We start from the raw sequence: 5808 nt of genomic DNA on the forward strand, positions 1-5808 counted from the left end.
GTCCTTCCTGCCGGGGCGCGAGCCGCTGGGCGACCTGCCCGTCACCACACTGGTCACGGTCTGATCCGCGCCAAGTGCCTTGAGCCGTACCCGTCCTCACTAGACTGTGGCAATGGCCGACCAGCGCACCCCTCAGCCTCGTGATCGCGGCGCCTCCGGGCCGTCGACACCGCGCAGCATGCGGGCGCGCCTGGCTCGGATAGGGACGCGGCCGACTTCGGCGAACCCGGTCCTGGAGCCCCTGTTCCGGGCCGTGCGGGCCAACCACCCCAAGGCCGACCTGGCCCTGCTCGAGCGCGCGTACCTGCTGGCCGAGAAGCACCACACCGGCCAGATGCGCAAGAGCGGCGACCCGTACATCACCCACCCCCTCGCGGTGACCACGATCCTTGCCGACATCGGCATGACGGAGTCGACGCTGGTGGCGGCCCTGCTGCACGACACGGTCGAGGACACCCCGTACACGCTCGACGAGCTGCGGCGCGACTTCGGCGACGAGGTGGCCCTGCTCGTCGACGGTGTCACCAAGCTCGACAAGGTGCAGTACGGCGACTCGGCGCAGGCCGAGACGATCCGCAAGATGATCGTCGCGATGTCCAAGGACATCCGGGTCCTGGTCATCAAGCTCGCCGACCGCCTGCACAACATGCGTACCCTGCGCTACCTCAAGGCTGAGACGCAGGAACGCAAGGCCCGCGAGACGCTCGACATCTACGCGCCGCTGGCCCACCGCCTCGGCATGAACACGCTCAAGTGGGAGCTCGAGGACCTGGCGTTCGCCACCCTGCACCCCAAGATCTACGACGAGATCGTGCGGATGGTCGCCGAGCGTGCCCCCTCCCGGGACAAGTTCCTCGCCGAGGTCATCGAGCAGGTCACCGCCGACCTCAAGGAGGGGCGGATCAAGGCCAAGGTCACCGGCCGACCCAAGCACTACTACTCGATCTACCAGAAGATGATCGTGGGCGGGCGGGACTTCTCCGACATCTACGACCTCGTCGGCATCCGCATCCTCGTCGAGGAGGACCGGGAGTGCTACTCGGTCCTCGGCGTCATCCACTCCCGGTGGAACCCGGTCCTGGGTCGCTTCAAGGACTACGTCGCGATGCCGAAGTTCAACATGTACCAGTCCCTGCACACCACCGTGATCGGCCCGCAGGGCAAGCCGGTGGAGATGCAGATCCGCACCTTCGCCATGCACCGGCGTGCCGAGTACGGCGTCGCGGCCCACTGGAAGTACAAGGAGGCCAGCCGAGCCGGCGAGGACACCGACCGTCTGGCCGACGGCGACGACATGGTGTGGCTGCGCCAGCTGATGGACTGGCAGAGCGAGGTCGAGGACCCGGGCGAGTTCCTCGAGTCGCTGCGCTTCGAGATGAACCGCGCCGAGGTGTACGTCTTCACCCCGCGCGGCGACGTCATCGCACTGCCGGTCGACGCCAGCCCTGTCGACTTCGCGTACGCCGTGCACACCGAGGTCGGGCACCACACGATCGGTGCCCGGGTCAACGGGCGTCTGGTGCCGCTGGAGTCGACCCTCGAGAACGGCGACGTCGTGGAGGTCTTCACCTCCAAGGCGCCCACGGCCGGGCCGTCGCGCGACTGGCTGAACTTCGTGAAGTCGCCGCGGGCGAAGTCCAAGATCCGCCAGTGGTTCACCAAGGAGCGCCGTGAGGAGGCGATCGAGCGCGGCAAGGACCAGATCGCCAAGCTCATGCGCAAGGAGGGGCTGCCCCTCAAACGGCTCATGACCCACGAGACGCTCCAGCAGGTCGCCGAGCACTTCCACCACCTCGACGTGTCCGCGTTGTACGCGGCGGTGGGGGAGAGCAACCTCAGCGCCCAGGCCGTGGTGCGGCGCGTCATCGACATCCACGGCGGCCTCCAGGGCGCCGCCGAGGACCTCGCCGAGGGCGTCACCATCACCGGACGCCAGTCGCGCTCGAAGGCACCGCAGGCCGGCGACGCCGGCGTCGTCGTCAAGGGCGTCGCCGACGTGTGGGTCAAGCTCGCCAAGTGTTGTACGCCCGTGCCGGGAGACCCGATCATTGGGTTCGTGACCAAGGGCGGCGGCGTCTCGGTTCACCGTACGGACTGCACGAACGCGGCCAACCTCGAGCAGCAGTCCGAGCGGCTGGTCGAGATCGAGTGGGCCCCGACGTCGGAGTCGACCTTCCTGGTCAACATCCAGGTGGAGGCGCTGGACCGGGCGCGCCTGCTGTCGGACATCACGATGGCCCTCTCGGACGCCCACGTGAACATTCTCAGCGCCACCCTGTCCACGACACGCGACCGTGTGGCCCGCTCCCGGTTCACCTTCGAGATGGCCGACGCCTCGCACCTCGACACGGTGCTGCGCTCGGTCCGGGCCGTCCAGGGCGTCTTCGACGCCTACCGCGTCACCGCCTGAGGGAGGCTGTCGGAGTTCCCAACAACAGCAACCCGCGGGCCCCCGTACGCACGACTGGTGCCGCCCCACGGGGGGACGGCACCAGTGCGGTGTGGTGGGCCGGTTGGCTCAGCCGCCGAACTCGGCGGAGGTGCGGCGGGCCATCTCCAGGAACGCCTGCTTGCTGGCCAGGGACTCCTCGAGGTCCTTCACCTTGCGGGCGTCGCCGGCGGCGCGGGCCTTCTCGAGCTTGACCTCCTCCTCGGCGACACCGGCCTCCAGCTTGGTGACCATGTCGTTGGCGCGGGCCGACTTCTCGGGGTCGCTGCGGCGCCACTGGTCGGCCTCGACGGAGCGGATGGCCTGCTCGACCTTGCGCATGCGGCCCTCGAGGTCGCGCATCCGGTCGCGCGGCACCTTGCCGGCGGCGTCCCAGCGCTCCGCGATCTCGCGGAACGTACGGCGCACGCCGTCAAGGTCGGCGTCAGCCCCCTCGAGGGCCGGCAGCAGGGCCTCGGCCTCGACGAGGAGCGCGTCCTTGACCTCGGCGTTGGCCGCGAACTCGCGGTCGAGCTCGGCGTTGGCGGCGTCGCGGGCCCCGAAGAAGGTGTCCTGGGCGGCGCGGAACCGCTGCCAGAGCTGGTCGTCGACCTCGCGCGGCGCGGGCCCGGCGGCCTTCCAGTCGCGCATCAGGTCGCGGTAGCGCCCGGCGGTCGCACCCCAGTCGTCGGAGCCGGAGATAGACTCGGCCTCGGCGACCAGGCGCTCCTTGATCACGCGTGCACCGTCGCGACGCTGGTGCTCCTCGGCGAAGTGCGACTTGCGGCGGCGGGTGTACGCGGTGCGCGCGGTGGAGAAGCGACGCCACAGCGCGTCGTCGGTCGCCTTGTCGAGGCGGGGGATGGCCTTCCAGGACTCGAGGAGGTCGCGCAGGCGGTTGGCCCCGTTGCGCCAGTCGTTGCTCTCGGCGAGCTTCTCGGCCTCGGCGACGATCTTCTCCTTGGCCTCCTTGGACTCCGCCGTACGGGCCGCGCGCTCGGCACGGCGTGCCTCGCGCTGGATCGCGATCACGGGGGCGAGGGCGTCCAGGCGCGCGGTCAGGGAGACCAGGTCCCCGACGGCGTTGGCCTCGGCGACCTGCTCGCGCAGGGCCTTCACGACCTGCGCCGCCTCCTCGGGGCTCAGCTTGGACGCGGCGATCCGCTGCTCCAGCAGCTGGACCTCGAAGGCGAGGGCGTCGTAGCGGTCGGTGAAGAACTTCAGCGCCGCCTCAGGGCTCTCCCCGGGCACTTGGCCCACGGCCCGCTCGCCGTCGTTGGTTCGGACATAGACGGTTCCGTCCTCGGCCACTCGGCCCCAGTCGGACTGCTTGTCGGCGCTCATGGTCGCCCATCGTAGTCATGTCCGGGCCACACCTCGGTAGGCTGACACTCCGACCGGTCCCTGAGACGCCGCGCCGCGGTGCTGCCGAGGCAGCCGACGCGTCAGCCACGAGGTGGAGCGGTCGCCCCCCCGTACCCCACCCCCGAGGACTGAGACGTTGTTCATCGCCGGCTTCCCAGCAGGCCCCTGGGGGACCAACTGCTACGTCGTGGCCACCGGCCCCGGTTCCGAGTGCGTGGTCATCGACCCCGGCAAGGACGCGGCCGCCGGGGTGGCCGACGTCGTGCGTGAGCACAAGCTGAAGCCGGTCAGCGTCCTGGTGACCCACGGACACGTCGACCACATGTGGTGCGTCGCGCCCGTCGCGGGCACGTACGACGCCACCGCGTGGATCCACCCCTCCGACCGGCACCTGCTCACCGACCCGTTGGCCGGCATGTCGCGGGAGACGTCCCAGATGATGCTGGGCGGCAACTACCAGTGGGCCGAGCCCGACGACGTGCGTGAGCTCTCGGACTCCCAGAACCTCGAGCTGGCCGGCCTCACCTTCGTGGTCGACCACACGCCCGGGCACACCGAGGGCTCGGTGGTCTTCCGCACGCCGTACGACCGTCCCGAGGTCTCCGAAGTCATGTTCTCCGGCGACCTGCTGTTCGCGGGCTCGATCGGACGCACCGACCTTCCCGGCGGTGACCATCCGACGATCCTGCGCTCCCTGCGCGACAAGGTCCTGCCCCTGGCCGACGACGTCGTCGTCCTGCCCGGCCACGGTGAGCAGACCTCGATCGGGCGCGAGCGCGCCACCAACCCGTACCTGCTCGACCTGTCGGACGGCCGTGAGGCCGACCGCGTGACCCGCGGACTCTGAGCCCGGGCCGCACGACCGAGGAACCACTGATGACTGACACGATCTCCGCGCCCAAGGGCGTCCCCGAGTACCTCCCCCCGGAGTCCGGCACCTGGCTGGCGGTGCGCGAGGCCCTCGCGCGACCGGCCGTGCTGGCCGGCTACGGCTACATCGAGCTGCCGATCTTCGAGGACACCAGCCTGTACGTGCGCGGGGTGGGGGAGTCCACCGACGTCGTCTCCAAGGAGATGTACACCTTCACCGACCGTGGTGACCGCTCCCTGACCCTGCGGCCCGAGGGCACCGCCGGTGTCATGCGCAGCGTGATCGAGCACCGCCTCGACCGCGGCCAGCTGCCGGTCAAGCTCTGGTACACGGGCCCCTTCTTCCGCGCCGAGCGCCCGCAGCACGGGCGCTACCGCCAGCTGCAGCAGTTCGGTGTCGAGGCCATCGGCTCCGACGACCCCGCCCTGGACGCCGAGGTCGTGGGTCTGGCCGACCAGGGCTACCGGTCGCTCGGCCTGACGGGCTACCGCCTCGAGATCACCTCGCTCGGGTGCCGCGAGTGCCGCCCGGCGTACCGGGAGCTGCTCGTCGCCTTCCTCGCCGGGCTCGATCTGGACGAGGCGACCCGCGAGCGCGCCCAGCTCAACCCGCTGCGGGTGCTGGACGACAAGCGTCCCGAGGTGGCCGCCCAGCTCGACGGTGCGCCGCTGATGCTCGACCACCTCTGCGACGCCTGCGCCGCCCACTTCGGTCGCGTCCGCGAGCTGCTGGACGAGCAGGGCACCGCGTACGTGGTGAACCCGCGCATGGTCCGCGGCCTCGACTACTACACGCGCACCACCTTCGAGTTCGTCCACGACGGTCTGGGCGCGCAGTCGGGCATCGGGGGCGGTGGCCGGTACGACGGGCTGATGGCCGAGCTCGGGGGCCAGGAGCTCTCGGGGATCGGCTTCGGGCTGGGCCTGGACCGCACCTTCCTCGCCTGCCAGGCCGAGGGCCTGCAGGTCGGCCCCGCCTCGCCGTTGGACGTCTTCGTCGTCCCGCTGGGCGACGGTGGGCGTGCGGCGGCCCCGGGTCTGGTGGCCCAGCTGCGCGGAAACGATTTGCGCACCGACCAGATCTTCGGCGAGCGTGGACTGAAGGGCGCCATGAAGGCTGCCGACCGCAGCGGCGCCCCGTACGT

The 5808-nt window shown here is 70.5% G+C and carries 4 protein-coding genes; 3 read left to right on the forward strand and 1 reads right to left on the reverse strand.

Translation table 11 applies throughout. The features are described 5' to 3' along the window. The first annotated feature begins 178 nt into the window (after positions 1-178). Positions 179-2410 (forward strand): RelA/SpoT family protein, encoded by a 2232-nt coding sequence (locus tag ACI379_RS15850; RefSeq protein WP_439793084.1) that lies wholly within the window; start codon positions 179-181, stop codon positions 2408-2410. A gap of 108 nt (positions 2411-2518) precedes the next feature. Here the strand turns inward: ACI379_RS15850 and ACI379_RS15855 are convergent, their stop codons facing one another. Continuing rightward, a complete protein-coding gene (locus ACI379_RS15855) occupies positions 2519-3772 on the reverse strand; it encodes a DUF349 domain-containing protein (protein WP_439793081.1) in 1254 nt (417 codons plus the stop codon). 157 nt (positions 3773-3929) lie between these two features. Here ACI379_RS15855 and ACI379_RS15860 point away from each other — a divergent pair, with 157 nt between their 5' ends. Next, complete coding sequence (locus ACI379_RS15860; protein WP_439793082.1) at positions 3930-4640, forward strand: MBL fold metallo-hydrolase; 711 nt, start codon at positions 3930-3932, stop codon at positions 4638-4640. A gap of 29 nt (positions 4641-4669) precedes the next feature. Then, on the forward strand, positions 4670-5808 hold a 1139-nt coding region (gene hisS, locus ACI379_RS15865), incomplete at its 3' end, for a histidine--tRNA ligase (RefSeq protein ID WP_439793083.1).

Origin of the sequence: Nocardioides sp., assembly GCF_051876515.1 — a bacterium.
Classification (GTDB): domain Bacteria; phylum Actinomycetota; class Actinomycetes; order Propionibacteriales; family Nocardioidaceae; genus Nocardioides.